Source organism: Halobacillus seohaensis (assembly GCF_042663045.1).
GTDB classification, from domain to species: Bacteria; Bacillota; Bacilli; order Bacillales; family Halobacillaceae; genus Halobacillus_A; species Halobacillus_A seohaensis.
The window spans coordinates 98,668-114,921 of sequence record NZ_JBHSZV010000032.1; the positions used below are offsets into that span (position 1 = coordinate 98,668).

A 16,254-nucleotide genomic window follows, 5' to 3' on the forward strand; every position below is an offset into this window, starting at 1 on the left:
CCTCATTTCGACAGTCTTCTCCTTCAGCTTACTACATAGTTATTATAGAAAAATGAAGCTGATATAAAATTTTTGTAAACTATAACCATTTCAGGAATAAATAAAAAATAACTCAATTTTTCGCTTTAATGATTTTTCCAAATGCTTCTTTTGCTTTTCAGTTTGATATTCTTCTGGCATAAAGTCTTTTTTGCAAAGTAAACTAATTTCTATCGTCTCACTATTTAAATTAACTTCTACGTCTGTAACTGCTCCTCTTCGAGTACTGTCGAGGCTGTAGCAAAACATTAACAATGCTCCAAGCATTCTTATGTGCTTTTGACAATCGTGTAGAAACCATTTTTTATAAGGACCTATAAACTGTTTGAATACGGTTTTACTTTTAAATGAAGCCATCAGTGCAAGCTTTAAGCGATCCATGTGCATGAGTCCATCGATTGTACGATTAGCTAATAAATAAAACGTATGTTGCGCACTCGCCTCGTTATCAATATATTCTCCCAAATTATATACATAACTCGCCCGTTTCACGTCTTTCCAGTCCTGTTTTGTAAGTGATCCAATTCCTTTCTCATGAAATTGATCAAATAATTGTTTTGCTAAATGCTGCACGTGATGAATTTGTTCCCAATTCAGGTCATAATCATTAACCAATTCTTGAATACTTTCTTTAAGAACGTTGGGAAACAGGTGAGTTCCTGTACCTTGCGTAAGTAACTCATAAAACACACCATCTCTTAGACCCTTTCGACTTAAAATAAAACCATCTGCTTGAGTAAGTTCATATAAAGAATGAAAAACTTCCGTGACTGGCAGGATAATGTCAGCACGATCCTTCGATAAGCCCTCTACCTTTTGCAGTTTTTTCATTGGCAGCGTAAATAAATAATTTTTAATAAACGATAAATCACTATCCAGCATTTTATATTGATGGAGTCCCGCTAACGGATACTCCTTAAGGTTTTGATCAATTTCCACCACGTTTCTAGCTCCACCACCAATTCCAATTAAGGGAACATTTTGTTTTTTTAACCAAGGCAATGATTGAAAACGTTCCTTTAAGAACTGACGCAGCTGTATAAATTCTTGTTCTGTTGGAAGTTCACCTTTAAAAAAGAGTTCTTTTAAGGTTATGGCACCAAATGGGAAACTGTGGGAATGCACAAGCTTGCGATCTTTGAAATACGTAATTTCCGTACTTCCCCCGCCAATGTCTACTGTAAATCCTTCAGAAATAGAAGTAGAATTCACCACAGCTAAATAGCCATAGTAGGCTTCCTCTTCTTCTGATAAAACACGCATAGTAAATCCAATTTGTTTAGTGACTTGCTCCACGATTTCCTTTTGATTTGTAGATTGTCTGATTGCCGCTGTTGCTACACATATCGACTCTTCCAAATGATACGTTTGGAGGACTTCATCAAAGCTTCTTAATGTTACGATCATTTTTTCGATACCTGCATCTGACAGTCGACCATTCTCTTGTAAGTATGTGCTCAACCGTGCTACCGCTTTTACGTTTTCAACTTCACGTAAGCGCCCGCTTTTATCCCTTAAATAAATAACTAGCCGTATGGAGTTGGAGCCGACATCAATGATTCCATAATAACGTTTTGACATTTGTTCCACCTACTCTACATTTTTGCACATTATATCATAAAGAGGCTCTAGCATATGCTAGAGCCCCTTACAAATTTTATCTATTCAGTAAACTACCAACATATTTTAAAAGTTCATTCGCAGAAGTGGGATTATAACCATGTTCATCCACTAACGTCGCCACCACTTCATTCATTTTTTTCAATTGCTGTTCATCTGGAGTCTTCGTTGATGTGGTAATTTTGACAATGTCCTTAAGATCGGCAAACAGTTTCTTCTGAATCGCTTCTCTTAACCGTTCGTGAGACTGATAATCAAACTTCTTCCCTTTTCTAGCATAAGCAGAAATTCTTATTAAAATCTCTTCACGAAATGCCTTCTTCGCATTTTCGGATACACCAATCTGTTCCTCAATTGAACGCATCAATCTTTCGTCTGGATTCATCTCTTCACCCGTTAAAGGATCACGCAGCTTCGATTTATTACAATATGCTTCCACATTGTCTAAATAGTTGTCCAGTAATGTTCGTGCCGACTCTTCATACGAGTAAACGAACGCTTTTTGAACTTCTTTTTTCGCTAAATCATCATATTGTTTTCTAGCAAGAGAAATAAATTCTAGATAACGTTCTTGATCTTCTTTAGAAATGGAAGCATGACTGCCTAATCCGTCCTTAAGTGAGCGTAAAACATCAAGAGCATTGATTGACGTCATCTCTTTCTTAATAATCGTAGAAGAAATTCGGTTAATCACATAACGCGGGTCAATACCACTCATACCTTCATCAGAGAATTCATTTCTAAGCTCATCCACATCGACGTCACTAAAACCTTCAAGAACTTCCCCATCATACAAATACATTTTCTTAAGTACATCAATGGAAGCCTTTTTCGACTCTTTTAAACGAGTGAGAATGGTGAACATCGCAGCTACCTTAAGGGTGTGGGGGGCAATATGAACATCCCGGATATCACTATCGCGAATCATTTTTTCATAAATTTTTTCTTCTTCTGCTACCTTCAAATTATAAGGAATTGGCATAACGATCATTCGTGAATGCAACGCCTCATTTTTCTTATTCGCAATAAACGAACGGTACTCTGCTTCATTCGTATGAGCCACAATCAATTCATCAGCCGATATTAAGGCAAAACGTCCAGCTTTAAAATTTCCTTCTTGCGTCAGACTTAGTAAATGCCAGAGAAACTTCTCATCACATTTCAGAATTTCCTGGAATTCCATAATGCCACGATTTGCCTTATTTAGTTCCCCATCGAAACGATAGGCACGAGGATCCGACTCTGATCCAAATTGAGCAATCGTTGAAAAGTCAATCGACCCTGTCAAATCAGCAATATCCTGAGACTTTGGATCCGAAGGGCTAAACGTTCCAATACCAGTCCGTTTATCTTCTGAAAAGAAAATCCTTTCTACTAATACATCCTCAATTCGTCCCCCAAAATCCTGTTCTAATCTCATCGTGTTCAGAGGAGACAAGCTTCCTTCAATTCTGATTCCATAATCTGCTTGAAATTCTTCCCTTAAATGATGAGGAATCATGTGAAGAGGATCCTCATGCATTGGGCACCCCTTAATTGCAAAAACAGCACCTTTATCCGTATACGAATACTTTTCTAAACCACGTTTCAATAAATTAACAAGCGTTGACTTCCCGCCACTTACTGGACCCATTAATAAGAGAATTCTCTTTCTCACATCAAGTCTACGAGCTGCCGGGTGAAAATACTCTTCAACAAGCTTCTCCATGGAATCTTCTAAGCCATAAATGTCGTCATCGAAAAATGAATAATTTTTATTGGACTCTCCCTCTTTCACTCCCGCTTCAGTAATCATATTATAGACACGAGAATGAGCAGTTTGTGCCAAGTACGGTTTGTCTCTTAATAGCTCCAAATAATCCCCAAATGTCCCTTCCCACTTCAACTCTTCCTCATGTTCGCGATGGTTCTGTATTCTTTTAATAATATCCACTCAACGACCTCCCTCGTCGTAACTAACAAGATTAATACATCCTATGCGCAGTAAAAGAGATTCATTCTCTTAATGGTACAAGGTACCACACAATTCTTTATGCGTACCTGGTACCACACAATTTCAACACAATTTAATTTTCTTTGAGAGAAATTACTTTTTGGCTGGTGAACCAATCACGGTAGTTTTTATAAGGTAAGTAACTGAGTAGTAATTCCTTAGTCATGAGGCTGTTGGATTCTCCTTTGAGGTAATAATTATGAGAGGACCAAAGTGTATCATTTTCATATTCTACGAGGCTTTCTCGTGAGGAGTTTAAGTGGATGTAGCTGCAGGCAGAGGTGAAATAGAAGTGATCCATTATGATTTTGTCATAATATCGATTTTGAAAAACGTGTCCGACATGCTTGTATTTCTTATTGAAGTGTTTGGAGTAATTCAAATGTAGAAGTTGCAGGATTTTGCCTGGGGGTGAATCAATGGTTTCTATAAGTAAATGAATATGGTTACTCATTAAACAATAGGCATGTAGCTTGTACCCTACTTTTACTTGGGTGTATTTTATAAGATTTAAATACATTCTACGATCATCATTACATAAAAAAATATCCTCCTTTCTATTTCCTATAGCTGTGATATGATACATAGCACCCGGAACCCAAACTCTTCGTTTTTCTCGGCATAAAGCACCTCCCAAACCTTATTATAAACTATCGATCCTTTATTGTGTGGTACCAAATTGTGTAGTACCAGGTACCACACAATTTCAACACAATTCAATTTTTGCGTGATCACGCAATTGACGCAAAATTAACGCAATTTATCAAAAAAGTCCTTGGAACTATTTTGACACCCTTTCCCTCCCTTGTTAGAATTATCTTGAACATTTTAATTGAATAAAGGATATTCTATGGAAAGAAGGTCAAAATGATGGAAACATGGTACTTTGTTGATTCAGGTCATCTTACGCCAGCCGTAAACATGGCATTAGATGAAACACTTTTGAATTGGCATAGTGAAGGGAAAATCCCACCTGTTCTTCGCTTTTATGGATGGAAGCCAGCTGGTCTTTCTGTTGGATATTTTCAAAAAGTTAAAGGCAAGATTGACCTTGATGCTATTAAAAAGAATGGATTTGAATTAGTGAGGAGACAAACGGGTGGACGAGCTGTTCTTCACGATGATGAGTTAACATATAGTGTAATAGTATCAGAAGGTCACTCACAAATGCCTGCTTCCGTAAAACAAGCCTATTTAGTCTTATCACAAGGATTACTGGAAGGATTTAAAGAACTTGATATTTCTGCAGAGTTCGCTATTCCAGAGGAAAAATTAAATTCAAATGGGTCAGCTGTGTGTTTTGAAGAACCTTCCTGGTACGAGTTAATTGTAGATGGTAAGAAAGCAGCAGGCAGTGCTCAAACAAGGAAAAAAGGTGTAATACTCCAGCATGGATCGATCCCGATCAATGTAGATGAAACGAAGCTTTTTGATATGTTTATTTATAAAAACGAACGAATTAAGGAAAGAGCTCGTCAGTCTTTTGGAGATAAAGCTGTTTCCATTAACAATTTAGTCGAGCAGCCGATTGGTTTTGACGAAACGCGCAAAGCTTTTAAGAAAGGTTTTGAAAAAGGCTTGGATATTAATTTAGAACCTTTTACTTTAACTGATGAACAATGGAAAGAAGTTTATGATCTTGCTGAAAAACGGTACAACCATGACGATTGGAATTTTGCAAGATAAAAAAAGGAGTGGATCAACTTGCCAAAAAAAGATGAGTACATACGTAAACCGGATTGGTTAAAAATCAAAATCAACACGAACAAATCCTACACAGGCCTAAAGAAACTAATGCGAGAGAAAAAACTAAATACCGTATGTGAAGAAGCCCGTTGTCCGAATATCCACGAATGTTGGAGTGAACGAAAAACGGCAACCTTTATGATCCTTGGAGATACTTGTACACGTGGATGCCGCTTTTGTGCGGTTAAAACAGGCTTACCTAATGAACTCGATTTAGGAGAACCTGAACGTGTGGCTGAATCCGTTGAAATCATGGGTCTTAAGCATGTCGTTGTTACCGCAGTGGCACGTGATGACTTAAATGATGGAGGTGCTGCTGTCTTTGGCGAAACGGTAAAAGCAATTCGTCGACGTGTGCCAAGTTGTACGGTAGAAATTCTTCCGTCTGATATGAAAGGTGACTACGATAGTTTAAACACCCTTATGGGCGGAGAGCCAGACATTTTCAACCACAACATTGAAACGGTCAGACGCCTAACGAAAAAGGTTCGTGCTCGTGCAATGTATGATCGTTCTTTAGAACTGCTTCGTCGAGTAAAAGAGATACGTCCAGATACTCCTACCAAATCAAGCCTTATGGTTGGTTTAGGGGAAACAAAAGAAGAAATCGAACAAGCAATGGATGACCTTCTCGCACATAACGTTGATATTATGACGATCGGTCAATATTTGCAGCCAACGAAAAAGCACTTGAACGTTGAACGTTATTATCACCCAGACGAATTTGAAGAACTTAAAAAAATCGCTATGGAGAAAGGCTTTAGACATTGTGAAGCTGGACCAATGGTTCGCTCTTCTTATCACGCCGATGAGCAAGTGAACGAAACATCTGCTCAGCGCCGCATTAAGTATGCTCAAGGCTATGAGTCTCAAGGTGAAACATTAGACAAAACCTTTTAATTCATCAATATACACATTAAAAAAACCGCCCAAAGAGGCGGTTTTTTCATTACCAGTAGTATCCTGGATAAAAGGGCGGACCAGGCGGACCGTAATAGGGCGGCGGATAAAACCCTCCATAACCGGGTCCATATCCTCCATAGCCCCCTCCAAATCCTCCATCAAAAAAGAGTGGTGGAATAGCACTTCCTATAAATCCTCCAAGAAGTCCTCCGACAAAAGGGCCTCCGAAGAATCGTTCTTCCTCATAGTAATACGGGTCTGCCCTACGCATATCCTCATTCATTTCATAAAAATGAGCGTCATCAGGTAGCATTTGATCCCTCCATTAAGAACACGGGTTATTCATCTACATTTCACCATATGTTCACTTTCCATTATATGTTTGAGCGGAAAAACCTGTTCTTATAACAAATCCTTTCAAACAATTCACATACTCGGCTAAATGGGGTATAATAGCAGACAGTCATGCTTGTCTGTTTAGATAATAAAGGAGGCCTTTTCACATGAAATTAACGTTAATTATTCTAGTGTGCGTATCATACTTAGTATCCATCTTCGCTTCTGGTTACGATTTGAAACCAGGACGCCCAAAAAAATAACACAAAAAATCGCACCTCTATAAGGGATGCGATTTTTTTATGACATTTATTTTATTAACTTCGGAAAGCCTTGTTGCTTCAAAGCATTGAATAAAATGATAGAAGCCGTGTTAGCTAAATTTAATGACCGCACCTTATCTGTCATAGGTATACGCAAACAACGATCCTCTAGTCCCTCTAACAGATTCGTAGGAATCCCGTCTGTTTCTCTGCCAAAAACAAAAAACCACTCTTGATCCTCATCACTGAAATCAAAATCAGCATAAGATTTGGTTCCAAAGTTCTCTATATAATAATACTCACCACTGGGGTTTCTTTCATAAAGTTCTTCGATGGAATCATAATAATGAATGGTCACATCATGCCAGTAATCTAGCCCCGCTCGTCGCAACATTTTGTCATCCGTTGAGAAACCTAATGGACGAATCAAGTGAAGCTGAGAATTGGTGGCTAAACACGTTCGCGCAATATTCCCTGTATTGGCGGGAATCTCTGGTTCAAAAAGTACAATATGATTTGCCATGTTTTCACCTCGATCTATACAAGTTGCATTATCAACTTGATCATTATACCATACTCATCAACTTCCAATATGAAAAAATTTATAATCAATATTCGGTGTATAGGCAGTTGAGTCTGTATAATCCCAGAAACGTTGTCGACTGTTCGTCGTATGAGCGTTAACTAAAGGCTCGCCTTGACTCGTTTTACTTACTACAATTGTTGTATGATCATAACGCCCATCTCCTTGAAAATCATAGCAAATGACATCACCTAACGAAAGCTGACTCGCTTCTGACACTTCACTAGCCACTAAGCCTTGCCGAGATCCACTTAAATACCATCGAAGCGAATGTGCAACGGACCAGCTGTAGCTCCAGTTATTATTCCCGTGCCACCACCCTTTGCTACGATTAGACTGTCCCCACATCGGTGCCCCACCCGCATGTAAACATTGTGAAATATAATTTGTGCAATCTACATCAAAGTTTTGAAAAGCGGGATTATAGTTATCCCACCATTGTTCAGCGTAACGAATAGCCTCTCTTCTGTCATAATAAAAAGTAGCACGATCTCCTCCCCATTCTTTATTTAAAAATTGCGGAGCTAATCGCACCTTATCTTTTGGTAAAATATTTTCTGTTAGGGTTGATTGCTCTAAAATATTCCCCCTGTTTATCGTGGCCTGACAGTGATATACCCCTTCTTCTACATACGATTTATGAATGTCTTTAATATATAGTCGAATCATTAGAGAGTACGTTATTTCTCTTATTTCCTCATATGTAACTCGATGGTAGGGTTGAATAAAAAATGTAGCTCTTTCAACTTTCTGCCCTCTCTCAAGCAGTCCCTGAACTTTACGCTCTAACCACGGTTCTTCTACTTGCACTAATAACCTTGATAAAATATCTTGCCAATATAATTTAATAGCTTCCATCTTAATCCCCCCTTCATACAACTATATGAAGAAGAAATAAAATACATACAAAAACTCCCTCGTTAAAGGGAGTTATCCATGCACTTTAATTAATTCTTTATTGGATTCCAGATCCAAAAGCTTTCTTTTTCGTTCTAGACCACCAGCATAACCTACAAGTTTACCGTTACTACCTATCACTCGATGACAAGGAACAACAATAGAAAAAGGGTTTTTATTAACGGCCCCTCCTACAGCACGAACAGATTGAGAAGCTTTCAAAGTGATCGCTATATCTTTGTAAGACCTTGTTTCACCAAAAGGAATGTGAGACTTTAACGCTCTCCACACACTTTTTTCAAAAGGGGTACCATAACAAATTAAAGGAAGAGAAAAGACTTCTCGTTCTTTTGCAAAATACTCACGAATTTCCATTTTAGCTTGCATGACATAATGATGATTGGGATGACGTTCAAATGAGCCTTTGAGTAAATGTTTTTTAGTCCACGTTTGATAAAAACTTACAAGTTCATCAAAATGTCCATAATCAATTCGTAAAATGCCTTCGTCCGTTGCCAAAATCGTTAGGGATCCTACAGGAGTTTCGCTTGCATCGTAATAGATTATCGATTGATAGCTCATAATAAACCCCTCTTTTTAAACAGTTTTTTCTATTATACAAAACCTATTATATTCTGAAAAGGATGTTTTGCTTAAACTTCTTGAAATTTGAGTCCTTTATCCATTTCAAAAAGGACATCTTCTTCATGTTCATTAGCTTTTGCGCTTTCAATCGCTTCATAACACTCTCTCGTTCCTATTTTACCAAGTCCATAAGCTGCAGTCCCTCTTATTACAGGACGCGGATCTTGCTCCATAAGACGGATGAGTTCACTGATAGCTGTTTCATCCCTATAGTGAGCTAATGCTAAAATTGCATTTCGCTGGATCGGCTTTTTCCCGCGCCAAGATCCCGAAATGGGTCCGAATTTCTCTTTGAATTCACGATTGGATATCGATAATAATGGAATCAATCTAGGTTTAGCAATCTCAGGATCCGGCTCAAACTCTTCATGGTTATGAAAATCTTTCTTTTTATTTTTAGGACAAACGGTCTGGCACGTGTCACAACCATACAGACGATTTCCTATTTTTGTACGGTATTCTTCCTCAAGGAACCCTTTCGTCTGTGTCAGGAAGGCTATACAGCGCTGAGCATTGAGTTGGCCTCCTTGTATAAGTGCATCCGTTGGACATGTATCCACACAAATATTACAGTCACCACAGCTATCATCAACTGGCTCATCAGGTTCAAACGGAATATTTGTTACCATTTCTCCTAAATATACATAGGAGCCAAATTCCGGAGTGATAATGGCACAGTTTTTCCCGCTGAATCCAATCCCTGCTCTCTCAGCGACAGCACGATCGGATAGCTCTCCTGTATCTACCATAGACTTGAGTTCTACTTCAGGAAAACGCTCTTTTAAGAACGAACCAAGTTGATTCAATTTATCTCGTAAAACGTCATGATAGTCTCGTCCCCACGATGCTCGAGCAAAAATACCCCGACGATCTCCTTTTTTGCTTTTGGGGGCATCGTTCATTTTAGATGGATAGGCTAAAGCAATGGAAATAATTGATTGGGCTTCTGGTAATAACCGAGTTGGTTCTGATCGTTCATCTACAGACCCCTTTTCAAATCCAGATTGATAGCCAAGGGATTGTTGTCGTTTAAGTCTCGCCTTTAGTTCGCCAAATACATCGACAGAAGCAAATCCAATTTTATCAATACCAATCTCTTTACTATAAGCGATAACTTCTTCTTTAAATTGATGAAAGTCCACCTTGACTACCTCCTTTCTATCCTCTTATATCATTCACTTTTGCTGTACGAATGCGGTTCAATGTTGCAGCAATTTCGAACCGGCGCGGACGAGCTAGTTCCCCAGGGTGCTGATCCTGAAATGGTGCAAAGGAAGCTAACCCTTTTTGATCAAGTTGATCTTCTATTTCATCAAGCAAATCACTAATCGGTTGCTGCTTCTTAAGTTTTCCTTTTTTATATAAATGCATAATTAAGTCGGCAATCATTCTCGTTTGAGAAGCGTCAACCAGTTGTTCTACGCCATCAAGAGTAATTTCTGTTGCTCCCATAAGGATAAGCGTTTTTCCTTTAGCTTGTACCTTTTCTTTCTTACCTTTATAAGGCTGAACAGACTGAGGAAGAAAATGACGAGAAGGCAAAGAACCGAAATCTTCTTTATAGGTTTGTCTCGTGCTTGGGTACTTCTCAGCAATCTGCTTCGCGCGATCTGTTACATTATATGGAACATACTCATCCATCATAATCACATCATCAGCTTCTGTGAAATACTCACCAGATCCACCCATAACTAGTACAGTCGAGATATCGAGCTCATCACGCATTCCCTTAATCTTATCAATAAACGGAGTGATCGGCTCTTTCTCACGCACAACCAATTCCTGCATTCGTTCATCTCGAATCATAAAATTCGTAGCACTCGTATCTTCATCGATTAACAATGTTTGTGCACCTGCTTCAATCGCCTCAATCACATTAGCCGCCTGAGATGTACTTCCACTCGCATTTTCTGTAGAAAATTGAGTGGTGTCAGCTTTACGTGGCAAGTTTTTAATAAATGGGGAAATATCCACATTCGTCACCTTACGTCCATCTTCAGCTCTCACTTTAACAGCGTTCGGATCAGTTAAGACATATTCACGGCCATCTCCATTGATATGAGGATATACTCCGCGTTCAATCGCATTTAGTAGGGTGCTTTTTCCATGATAACCCCCGCCAACAATTAATACAATGCCTTTATGGATACCCATCCCTGTAAGAGGTTCACTGCGATGAGGAACCTCTATAGAGACCCGATTAACCTCAGGACTCTGAAAAGGAACAGCCTCCTTCATCGGACGATCACTTACACCACTTGCTCTTGGCAAAATGGCATCATCAGCAATAAATGAAACAAGATTTTCCTTTCGCATTTTATCTAAAATAGCATCATGCTGATCAGCCAACTGTACAAATTCAGTAAATTCCTCATCTTTAATGGAGAGAACCGATTCCTTAATAACATTAGGCAACACCGTAAAAAATAGTTTGTCTGCCTCTTTTCCATTAATGCGTCTACCATTAGCAGGTAAACCTACAGTAAAACAAACCGTTGTCTGATCACCATCGATACTAACCGCCGTGCGATCCAAAATCTCCTGCTTCGGTTCGTCAATCGATACCATTCCACTCTTCCCGGAACCTTTTACGTTAGAATGGCTCTTCTCAAGAACTGAAGCCACCTTTCGCGCAATCATATCCTCCGAATAGATTTGACGGTTTTTCGTTTCTTTCCAAGCAGGAGCAATTGACTTTATTCGGTTAGGAACTTGAATGCGGATTTTAGAAGGAGCCGCAAAAGGGTCTCCCTGCACATAATCGATCTTTAACTCATAAGAAGAAAAAGAATAACTTCCCTGTATTTGTTTATACCCTTTATAACTTTTTCCATCAATTTGTTTAAGTAAGTTTTTTAGTTGATTCATCAATAAGCATCTCCTTTCCTCTCTTATTAGGTTCCCTGTCAAATGTGGTGATGGAGAATGATCTCCATCACCCTTTTGATTTAGCTGTTTTCGCATAGTTTGTTGCCTATGCCACGGCAGTCTAAATCACTTCGCGTTCTGCAGGGTGAGTCTACGTGTATTCTGGCTGCTTGTTAGATGGTTTCCTCAACCATTTATCTATCCAAAACAACAATGATTAAAATCCTAAGTTCTTCATTTCTTGTTGCCATAAAATCTTATTCTTTAAGCGTTCATATCTCTTAATTCCGTAAGAGTTGCATTTTAATACTTTAATTGTGTTATTACACCTCTCCTTTGCCTTTTTGTGTCACAACTTTAGGGTCAAAAGAGAGAATGGAGTGCATTTTTTATATTCTCATGATCTACTGATAGATATCAAGCATGACCACCACATTCATTATAGAGCCTCTTATTGTTGTATCCATTTTGATTCAATAAAAAACGCAATGCTTCGTTTTTATTGAACGAAACACTGCGTTAATCACGTAGTAAAATATAATAGCATTAATAATAATGGAGCGGGTGAAGGGAATCGAACCCTCATCATCAGCTTGGAAGGCTGAGGTTTTACCACTAAACTACACCCGCGTTAATTAAATTCATTAGCTTTCTTTAATCAAGTCTTCAACTCATAAGCTTTTGAATAAGTGATTTTTAAAAGTACAATGAATAGTATAACAAGCTTAAATACTCGTGACAACCATAAACATTATTATTTTCATCAAAAATTAAACAATTATCGGGATTATACGCAAATTCCTAAAAAATCATATGTTAAGATCAATATCGCATTGGGCATTAGTATGCTTTTTAGGTATTTTATTTTGGAATTATATTTTTGATCCAAATAACAGGCTTGTTGTTTCATTTTCTAAATAGGTGCAAAAAGTTCCGAACGTTTCCTTACTTTGGTTTCTTGTTTAACGAAAGCACCAGTTAGTTGCAGAATTAATTATTTTTAATTAGATTTCCACCTTTATCGTAGTATTTATAATTCCGAAATTCGTAACTATCTTTATTGGTTTGTGGCATATCAATCCAAGTGACAGACGCTTTATGAGGTGTGAATTTACGTTCTAATGTATTCCCATTTATCTCTACATGCATTTCAGCAATTTTATTATTATTATTAGTCACGAACATCATTTTTGAACCTTCCACTGAAGATAAAAACAGACTAAATGATTCATCATTTTTAGATTCAATATGCTTCCATACATAATTCCCTTCCTCATTTTTATGAAATTCGATATAAGATGGATTACTGTTAGACAAAAACCCTACAATTCTAACCTTATTGAAATCGTTAATCTTAAGAATTTCAATTTGTTTAGTTTCATAGCCTTCAATAGATTGAATTACCTTGACTATGGAATCCTTATCATTTCCATATAACTCTTCTGAATTATAAAAATAAAAGAAAACCACTGTTACCAGAAGTATTCCAGTAAAAATAATTCCTAGATTTTTCTTTACCATATTTCCCCCTCTAAAATTTCTACTTGTATTTAACAAACCCTGTTTTAATTCTAACATATATATCCATTTTACCCCTGTCGGATTATTAAGATTTTAACAGAGGATTTGGTGATTGTTTTATCTTTCATTTATTTATTGACTCTGTTAAATCAACAAAAATAACCACTCCAATTTATATGCTAATTGGACTGATTATTTTTGTTGATTTAATGTTTTGTACCCTTAAACCTAACCCGTTACTGGAATATACTAAAGTTTCTTTTAAACGAACATAAAACATCTAAGGATTTGAAGTTTTACTTATCAGTCCATTAAAAGCAATCGAAATGCACTTTCACTATTCCTTTTTTGCTAATTCATCACGGTCAAGTGCCCGTGGCGGTTCTTCCATCCAGCCATGTTTAATCAGGATTTTAGCCCCATCATCAGCATACTTTAAAATTTCCCCTACAAGTCTGCTATACATTACACCAATATCTCTTCTAGGACTCATAGACATACTGCTTCCATAGTATCCAACACTAAGTGCGATTAAGGCTGTAGTGTAAAACATCATTTTCCTGTCAGAAAAAGTGTACGTAATAGAATCAGTAACCTCTGTATCCCATGTCATAGGACAAGGTAAATCACTTTCTCTTAGAAATGAACCAAATATTTCACAGTGCTTATTTGCGATTTGCTTTCCTCTTAATAGGAATTGTGTTACTTCTTCATCCTGGGCAACTTGGCTATAACCAATAAGGGTGGCTATCCCTAATGCATTCCTTTGAAAATTGGTATATAGGTTTGTGATTTCGGTACCTGTAAGGGGTCTTTTTTCTCCAAAATAACCAGCAAGAAAGTTTTTCTGTTTTACAAAATCATATGATTCAGGTATTGGGAGATATGGTGACCTGATAAACAGACCCTTTGCCAATAATATATCATTCGTTTGTTTGATAAGGTTATCTGATTCACTTAAACATTGACTAAAAAAGCTATAAACATCTTCTCTTACTGCAACAGGTAAAGCCATGCTATATGCATTTAAACCAATCTTTCCCAACTGATTAACATTATTTAAAAAATAAGTATCAGAAAACAACCTTGGTGCAGTCACATCAACGTCTTCGTTTAAATTAAAACCATGAGGAACAGGGTAACCTTCCCGAGTGAAAATCTCGGTTATTGTGTTAACGTGCAATTGTGAAATGTCTAATGCATATTGAATTACAGATTTAATTTCCGTATCTTCCACTGTATTTAGGTAATATTTTAAATGGCAGATGGTACCACTATCATTCATGTATGCAGCCCATAGATTTGTTATCTCTGCCGATGTTAATTTGATATCGTTTTCTTGAGTAGAATCCATTTTCATCCCTCCAAAATAGGGTATTCCTTAACCTTCAGTTTCTCCAATAAATAACTATATATGTAAGTCTATTTAGTGTTGTCGATTTGAAATTCAGTCAAATCAAGTATAGTGAACTAATATTTGATGTTAAGAAGGAAAAACCCTATGTGGATTGAAAAAGTGTAGGTATATACAAAAAACTGTATGAAAATTTTGTGTAAAACTTGAAGAAAGAAAAAAATACGTGATAATTAAAAAGGGCAATCCCCTACTGTTCTTTTCTAAAGAGAATCTTGGGACTGCCCCATATTATTACTTTAAATCCGTGATTTCATTTTTTAAAAAATTTAAAGCCTACTCTTTAAATTCTTTAGTGGTGAAAAGTCCTTATGCTTTTCTAGTACATCATCACTGAATAAGTTCACATAGTTACGTACCATTTCCATAGAAGAATGTCCTAATATCGCTTGCAGTGTGAAAATATCTGCCCCAGCTTTTACACTTAGTTTGGCAAAGGTGTGCCTAAATGTATGAGCACTGCATCTAACCCCTTGAATATCTGCTTTCCTTCCATAGAAGGTAATTCTATTTTTCTTTTTGACATTGGGGTGCCATCCATTGTTAGGAACAAGGCATCTGTATCTTCTACCCTGCCCCTTATGTGCAAGTATTTCGTCAATAGGTTTTGCATAGGCTTTTGAATTGGGACAAGCCGTTCTTTATAGGTTTTAGCGTTCCTGATTAGGACAGTACCCTCTTTAAGGTTCACATCCCTTACAGTGATTCCTATACACTCATCTGCCCTTATTCCTGTTTCCAGTAACAGAGACATAAGGACATAATCCCTCATACCTGTGAACGTTCTTAAATCAGGAATCTTGAACAGTTCTTTTAACTGTTCCCGTGAAAAGGTTTCAACTGCTTGCTTTCTATCTTTCAAAAGCTTGATACCTTGAACGGGCTTCTTTCTTATATATCCTTTCCTATGCAGAAAGTTAAAGAAGCTTCTAACCGCCCTTATACGTGCATTAATAGTTACAATTTTTCTTTCTTGTTCTTCTTTCATGTAAAGAATCACATTTCTTTTAATGTGTTCACTGGTTATAGATGAAGGGGCAGGTTCAATTCCTTGTTCCTTCATTATTTTATAAAAGGTTGATAGTTCATTCTGATAAAATTTGATGGTATGCCCTCTAAGGTTTCTTATGTTGCAATCTTCAAGGAACTTATTTAGTGCTTCTCGAAAGTCAATTTCATCACTGGTTACCCCATCAAAAATCTTTTAAATTTCTTCAGTATTTAAGCGGTTATTTCTTCTCATTGTTAAATTGCCTTCCCTTCAATTAGTGTAATTGATAGGGCAATGCACACTACTATGGCACACTACATAAGGGCAAAAAATAGTGTGTAATAAGACACAAAAAAGACCCTCTGCAATATGCAAAAAGTCTTCAAAATTAACGTTTTGTTAAGTTCTTTTTAGTACCGGTGGCCGGGTTCGAAC

The 16,254-nt window shown here is 37.3% G+C and carries 13 protein-coding genes, 1 tRNA gene and 1 pseudogene; 2 read left to right on the top strand and 13 right to left on the bottom strand.

The window, feature by feature from the left end:
- Positions 1-90: 90 nt before the first annotated feature.
- The 3 genes from ACFQIC_RS12855 to ACFQIC_RS12865 all read right to left on the bottom strand — a co-directional run bounded on the left by ACFQIC_RS12855 (position 91) and on the right by ACFQIC_RS12865 (position 4,238).
- The gene (locus tag ACFQIC_RS12855; RefSeq protein ID WP_204709646.1) at positions 91-1,620 is read right to left on the bottom strand and encodes a Ppx/GppA phosphatase family protein; all 1,530 of its coding nucleotides are present in this window, start codon (positions 1,618-1,620) and stop codon (positions 91-93) included.
- A gap of 76 nt (positions 1,621-1,696) precedes the next feature.
- Positions 1,697-3,592 (bottom strand): PrkA family serine protein kinase, encoded by a 1,896-nt coding sequence (locus ACFQIC_RS12860; protein ID WP_204709647.1) that lies wholly within the window; start codon positions 3,590-3,592, stop codon positions 1,697-1,699.
- Positions 3,593-3,725: 133 nt separating this feature from the next.
- Positions 3,726-4,238 (bottom strand): transposase, encoded by a 513-nt coding sequence (locus ACFQIC_RS12865; RefSeq protein WP_204709648.1) that lies wholly within the window; start codon positions 4,236-4,238, stop codon positions 3,726-3,728.
- Between the two features lie 284 nt (positions 4,239-4,522).
- Between ACFQIC_RS12865 and ACFQIC_RS12870 the strand changes: the two genes are divergently transcribed.
- Both ACFQIC_RS12870 and lipA read left to right on the top strand, forming a co-directional pair.
- Complete coding sequence (locus tag ACFQIC_RS12870) at positions 4,523-5,338, top strand: lipoate--protein ligase family protein (RefSeq protein ID WP_204709724.1); 816 nt, start codon at positions 4,523-4,525, stop codon at positions 5,336-5,338.
- Between the two features lie 18 nt (positions 5,339-5,356).
- Positions 5,357-6,298: a lipoyl synthase gene (gene lipA / locus ACFQIC_RS12875; protein WP_204709656.1), complete on the top strand. Its 942-nt coding sequence runs from the start codon at positions 5,357-5,359 to the stop codon at positions 6,296-6,298.
- Between the two features lie 49 nt (positions 6,299-6,347).
- Here lipA and ACFQIC_RS12880 read toward each other — a convergent pair whose 3' ends face one another.
- From ACFQIC_RS12880 to ACFQIC_RS12925, 10 genes and pseudogenes are all read right to left on the bottom strand, one after another.
- On the bottom strand, positions 6,348-6,614 hold the full coding sequence (locus ACFQIC_RS12880; protein ID WP_390217173.1) for a hypothetical protein: 267 nt from the start codon (positions 6,612-6,614) through the stop codon (positions 6,348-6,350).
- Positions 6,615-6,946: 332 nt separating this feature from the next.
- Positions 6,947-7,423, bottom strand: a complete 477-nt coding sequence (gene trmL / locus ACFQIC_RS12885) for a tRNA (uridine(34)/cytosine(34)/5-carboxymethylaminomethyluridine(34)-2'-O)-methyltransferase TrmL (RefSeq protein WP_204709664.1) — start codon at positions 7,421-7,423, stop codon at positions 6,947-6,949.
- A gap of 57 nt (positions 7,424-7,480) precedes the next feature.
- The gene (locus ACFQIC_RS12890; protein WP_204709666.1) at positions 7,481-8,341 is read right to left on the bottom strand and encodes an amidase domain-containing protein; all 861 of its coding nucleotides are present in this window, start codon (positions 8,339-8,341) and stop codon (positions 7,481-7,483) included.
- A 72-nt stretch (positions 8,342-8,413) separates the two neighbouring features.
- Entirely contained in the window at positions 8,414-8,962 is a 549-nt protein-coding gene (locus ACFQIC_RS12895; RefSeq protein ID WP_204709667.1) for a methylated-DNA--[protein]-cysteine S-methyltransferase, read from the bottom strand.
- 71 nt (positions 8,963-9,033) lie between these two features.
- A complete protein-coding gene (queG, locus tag ACFQIC_RS12900) occupies positions 9,034-10,167 on the bottom strand; it encodes a tRNA epoxyqueuosine(34) reductase QueG (protein ID WP_204709671.1) in 1,134 nt (377 codons plus the stop codon).
- Positions 10,168-10,183: 16 nt separating this feature from the next.
- Positions 10,184-11,893 carry an ABC-ATPase domain-containing protein gene (locus tag ACFQIC_RS12905; RefSeq protein ID WP_204709673.1) on the bottom strand — a complete coding sequence of 570 codons (1,710 nt, stop codon included), beginning with the start codon at positions 11,891-11,893 and terminating at the stop codon, positions 10,184-10,186.
- A gap of 556 nt (positions 11,894-12,449) precedes the next feature.
- A tRNA-Gly gene (locus ACFQIC_RS12910) sits at positions 12,450-12,523 on the bottom strand.
- Between the two features lie 360 nt (positions 12,524-12,883).
- A complete protein-coding gene (locus ACFQIC_RS12915) occupies positions 12,884-13,471 on the bottom strand; it encodes a hypothetical protein (RefSeq protein ID WP_204709675.1) in 588 nt (195 codons plus the stop codon).
- Between the two features lie 280 nt (positions 13,472-13,751).
- On the bottom strand, positions 13,752-14,768 hold the full coding sequence (locus ACFQIC_RS12920) for a DUF3231 family protein (RefSeq protein ID WP_204709677.1): 1,017 nt from the start codon (positions 14,766-14,768) through the stop codon (positions 13,752-13,754).
- A 329-nt stretch (positions 14,769-15,097) separates the two neighbouring features.
- Positions 15,098-16,029: pseudogene (locus tag ACFQIC_RS12925) on the bottom strand (tyrosine-type recombinase/integrase).
- Positions 16,030-16,254: the final 225 nt, after the last annotated feature.